6 protein-coding genes and 1 pseudogene are annotated in these 4,493 nt (G+C 53.5%); all 7 read right to left on the bottom strand.

Going from position 1 to position 4,493, the window contains the following annotated elements; genetic code table 11:
• Positions 1 to 519, bottom strand: a pseudogene (locus tag HMPREF0240_RS20175) (F0F1 ATP synthase subunit beta); the annotation flags it as partial.
• Positions 503 to 1,378, bottom strand: a complete 876-nt coding sequence (gene atpG / locus HMPREF0240_RS20170; RefSeq protein ID WP_009005254.1) for an ATP synthase F1 subunit gamma — start codon at positions 1,376 to 1,378, stop codon at positions 503 to 505. The pseudogene HMPREF0240_RS20175 and the gene atpG, both read right to left, overlap by 17 nt.
• Positions 1,371 to 2,885, bottom strand: a complete 1,515-nt coding sequence (gene atpA / locus HMPREF0240_RS20165) for a F0F1 ATP synthase subunit alpha (protein ID WP_035314381.1) — start codon at positions 2,883 to 2,885, stop codon at positions 1,371 to 1,373. Before atpA ends, atpG begins: the two co-directional genes overlap by 8 nt.
• Positions 2,882 to 3,421: an ATP synthase F1 subunit delta gene (gene atpH, locus HMPREF0240_RS20160; RefSeq protein WP_009005252.1), complete on the bottom strand. Its 540-nt coding sequence runs from the start codon at positions 3,419 to 3,421 to the stop codon at positions 2,882 to 2,884. The genes atpA and atpH overlap by 4 nt, the downstream gene beginning before the upstream one ends.
• The gene (atpF, locus tag HMPREF0240_RS20155) at positions 3,409 to 3,927 is read right to left on the bottom strand and encodes a F0F1 ATP synthase subunit B (RefSeq protein ID WP_009005251.1); all 519 of its coding nucleotides are present in this window, start codon (positions 3,925 to 3,927) and stop codon (positions 3,409 to 3,411) included. Before atpF ends, atpH begins: the two co-directional genes overlap by 13 nt.
• A gap of 22 nt (positions 3,928 to 3,949) precedes the next feature.
• The gene (gene atpE, locus HMPREF0240_RS20150; RefSeq protein WP_009005250.1) at positions 3,950 to 4,171 is read right to left on the bottom strand and encodes an ATP synthase F0 subunit C; all 222 of its coding nucleotides are present in this window, start codon (positions 4,169 to 4,171) and stop codon (positions 3,950 to 3,952) included.
• Positions 4,172 to 4,222: 51 nt separating this feature from the next.
• Positions 4,223 to 4,493 (bottom strand): F0F1 ATP synthase subunit A (locus HMPREF0240_RS20145; protein ID WP_035314378.1); only part of this gene is annotated, 271 nt, incomplete at its 5' end.

Below are 4,493 nucleotides of genomic sequence, written 5' to 3'. Positions count from 1 at the left end.
CTCCTTTGCGATGTTGTTGATCAGTTCCTGGATCAGCACGGTCTTTCCTACGCCGGCACCCCCGAACAGACCCACCTTTCCGCCTTTGGTGTAGGGGGCCAGCAGGTCAATGACCTTGATCCCCGTCTCAAAGATCACCGAAGAGGTGTCCTGGTCCTTGTAATCCGGCGCCGGCCTGTGGATTGCCTGGTACTGGTCCGTTTCTACGCTGCCCTTCTCATCAATGGGCTCGCCCAGCACATTGAACAGCCTCCCTAATACTTCTTTTCCGACCGGGACCTTAATCGGTTCCCCCGTATCGGTTGCCTCCATCCCGCGGTACATTCCATCCGTGGATGAAAGGGCAATACACCGGGCCTGATCCGCCCCAATGTGCTGTTCCACTTCTGCTACAATGGTCTTTCCATCCTGCTCGATATGTATTGCATTAAGAAGATTCGGCATCTGTTCCTCATCAAACTTAATATCAATAACCGGTCCGATAATCTGTTGAATGATTCCTTTACTCAATTGCCTCACCTCTTAATTTCTGAGCCTCCGAACCCGCGATAATCTCAATAATCTCACTGGTAATCGCCGCCTGTCTGGCTCTGTTATAATATATGGATAATTCTGTCAGCATCTCATTCGCATTATCACTGGCATTCTTCATGGCGATCCGCCGCGCCGAATGCTCACACAAGGTTGCTTCCGCAACCGCACTGTACAGGCACAGGGCCAGGTACTCCCTCGCCAGCCCGTCAAACAACTGGGCCCCCGCCGGCTCGTATTCCATCAGGGACAGCTCCTGCTCCTCCCCGGGTTTTCCCTCTTCCAGGGGAAGCACGGACTCCGCCTTCGTCTCATGGGCTATGGAGTTGAGATAGGAGGCATACAGGATGCGGATGCCGGTAAAGCGCCCCTCACGGTACATCTCCAGCAGTTTGCCGGAGAGTTTCCAGGCTTCCTCATAAGTCATCTCATCCATCTGCCCGCAGTCTGTCTCCAGCAGGGCAAGGCCTTCCCTTACACAGAACTCTTTTCCTTTGGTTCCAAGGGCCAGAAAGCAGCACCTGTCTTTTTCCTGCTCTGCGATCTGTCCGGCCATCTTCGTCACGGAAGTATTATAACTGCCGCACAGCCCTTTGCTGCTGGTAAGTACAAGATACAGCGTTCCCCCGTCCCTCTGCTCGAGGTAGACCGCCGGTACCTTTCCCTCTGTCCGGAGAACCTGCTCAAAGAGCTGTTTTTCTTTCTCCAGATGTTTTCTGATGTAGTCAAACCGGTTGGTTGCCTGCTTCAGTTTTGCTGCGGAAACCAGCTTCATGGCATTTGTGATCCGCTCCGTACTGCTGACACTCTTCATTCTGCGCTTGATTGCCTGCATCTGGTCAGCCATCGAACCTACCCGCCTTCCTGCACTCTTCGATGCCTTTCAATAGCAACTGTTCTGTTTCCTCTTCTAACTTTCCTGTCTTGGCAATGGCCTTCCCCACTTCCGGAGAATGGGTGTCCATGTACTGGTACAGCTCTTTTTCAAACCGCCTCACCTGACTTGGCGCAATGCCCACCAGGTGTCCTTTGACTGCCGCATAGATAATCATGACCTGGTGTTCCACCGATACCGGCTGGTACTGGCCCTGTTTCAGGATCTCCATCAGGAGCATGCCGTTCTCCAGCCGCTCTTTCGTATCCTTGTCAATGTCTGATCCGAACTGGGAGAACCCTTTGAGCTCCCGGTACTGGGCAAGCATCAGCTTGATCGTGCCTGCCACCTTCTTCATGGCCTTGATCTGGGCGCTTCCCCCTACACGGGATACCGAGATGCCGGCGTTTACCGCGGGCCTCTGCCCGGAGAAGAAAAGCTCCGATTCCAGGAAGATCTGGCCGTCCGTAATCGAAATGACATTGGTTGGGATATAGGCCGATACATCCCCTGCCTGGGTCTCAATGATCGGCAGGGCCGTGATGGACCCTCCCCCCAGCTCATCCGACAGCTTTGCGGAACGCTCCAGCAGACGGCTGTGCAGATAAAAGACATCCCCGGGATACGCCTCACGCCCTGGCGGACGCCTCAGCAGCAGGGACATGGCACGGTAAGCCACCGCGTGCTTGGACAAATCGTCATAGACGATCAGCACATCTTTTCCTGCATACATGAATTCCTCTGCCATGGCACACCCTGCATAAGGTGCGATATACTGCAGCGGGGCCACGTCACTTGCGGTGGCCGACACGATAATGGTATAGCCCATGGCGTCCCGGTCGCTCAGCGTCTTCACCAGCTGCGCGATGGTGGATTTTCTCTGGCCGATGGCCACGTAGATGCAGATCACATCCTTGCCCTTCTGGTTCAGGATGGTGTCGATGGCAATGGCCGTCTTTCCCGTCTGCCGGTCTCCGATGATCAGCTCCCGCTGTCCCTTCCCGATGGGGATCATGGCGTCAATCGCCTTAATGCCCGTCTGCAGCGGCTGGTGCACCGACTTCCTCTGCAGCACCCCCGGTGCCGGACTCTCAATGGGCCGGGTCTTGTCGGTCTCCACCGGACCCTTGCCGTCAATGGGCTCTCCCAGGGGGTTTACGACTCTTCCAAGGAGTTCTTCCCCCACGGGGACTTCCGCTACTTTTCCGGTGGGCCTTACAATGTCGCCCTCTTTGATCCCCCGGTCCGAACCGATGATCACCGCCCCTACATTCTTTTCCTCCAGATTCATGGCCATGCCATAGGTCCCGCCCGAAAACTCCAGCAGTTCCCCTGCCACGCAGTGCCTCAGCCCTGTCACCCTGGCTACGCCGTCACCGACTTCCAGCACAGTGCCGAAATCGGTAATCTCCATCTGGCTTGTATATGTTTCGATCTGTTTTTTTATCTGGCTGCTGATCTCCTCTGTATTCCACATCATAGAGGACTCCCCCCTTCCGGCCTGCTGTGAAGCCTCAAGCTTAAATCTTCCATTCTCTTCTTCAGGGAAGCGTCAATGAGTTTCCCGTCCGCGGAAATCAGGACACCGCCTATGAGACCTTCATCGATCACGTTCACCAGGTTCACCGGCTTTTGGATCAATTCTTTTGTCTGCTCCTCCAGGCGCTTGATGGCGTCTTTTTCCAAAGGCACCACTGAGTATACCGTCCCCCGGACTCCCTGTCTTTCCTCTCCCAGAAGCTCCAGGCCTTCTGCCAGCACCTGCCCGAAGTGGTACAGGCCCTCATGGTCCAGCAGGATACAGAAAAATGCCAGTGTCTCATCGCTGATATGGCTCCCGAAGATTTCCCGCATCCACTCAAGCCTTGTTTCTTTCCCCACTTCACCCAGCGTCAGCATATGGAAAAAGTCCTCTTCCTCTGCCAGAAGCCGTTTCAGGACAGCCAGTTCTTCAGTCACTGTATCTATTTTGCCGCACAGTTTCTTTACCTCAGTCTGTTCCGTTATTCTTTCCATGATGAATCCTCAGCTTCTTCTATAATCTTATCGACAACTTCTGCCTGTCTTTTCGGGTTCAGCTCTTCTCCTATGATTTTCCCTGCCGCAAGGACTGCCATGTCTCCGATCTCTCTTTGCAGCTCTTTCTTCGCAATCAGCTTATCCCGCTCGATTTCCCGGCGCGTCTGTTCCCGCACCTGGGATGCCTCTTTACCTGCGTCTTCCAGAACTGCCCCTGCCTGATCCTTTGCCTCCTGCATTGCTTTCTTTATGATCTCCCGTTTCTCGGACTCTGCCCACGCCATCTGCGCTTCATATTCCTCCAGCTTCTGCTGTGCCTCCTCGCGTGTCGCCTGGGCCTCCTGCAGCGTGTTCACTACCTGCTGCTGTCTTGCCTCCATAAAACTATGTACTTTCTCAAAAAAGAATTTTTTCAAGATCAGCACTAACACAACCACGGTGATCAGTGAAAACAGCAGGTTCCAGTTGATTGTAAGCAGATCCTGATATAATTGTACTTTCAAATCCGGCTGCCTCCCTTCTCTATCATACCTTTCCCGACAGCATAATGGCGATAACGAAGGTCAGTACACCGATGGTCTCCATAATTGCCATACCTACAATCATACCTGTCTGGATCTTGCCCGCTACTTCCGGCTGCCTTGCCATTCCTTCCAGTCCCTTGCTAAGCGCCAGTCCCTGTCCCAGGCCGATGCCCAGTGCTGCTAATCCCATACACATCCCGATTCCGAGTGCAACCATTCCCATATCTATTTCCTCCTGTAATCTAATTCCTTTTATTTTTTTCTCTTTTTTCTTTTACTCGCTGTGTCCCACAGACATTATTTTTACTGCTGCTCCCAGATTAATCACGGTCAGCGTGGTAAATATGTACGTTTGGATTAACGGTTCCGCTATATCGAAGATCGCGTTCAGCGGCAGTACCGTAACCGCCCGCAGAAACGGAACTGTTGTGACCATGCTGCTCAGATGCGTCATCAGATGCAGCCACAGTTCGATTACGATGAACCCTCCCAGTATGTTCCCGAAAAGCCGGAGCCCCAGGGAGATTGGAAGTGTACACTCCTCC

It is taken from the genome of Clostridium sp. D5, assembly GCF_000190355.1.
GTDB classification, from domain to species: domain Bacteria; phylum Bacillota; class Clostridia; order Lachnospirales; family Lachnospiraceae; genus Faecalicatena; species Faecalicatena fissicatena_A.
Note: the sequence above shows the minus strand (reverse complement) of the source record. Positions and strands in the feature narration are given on the sequence as shown.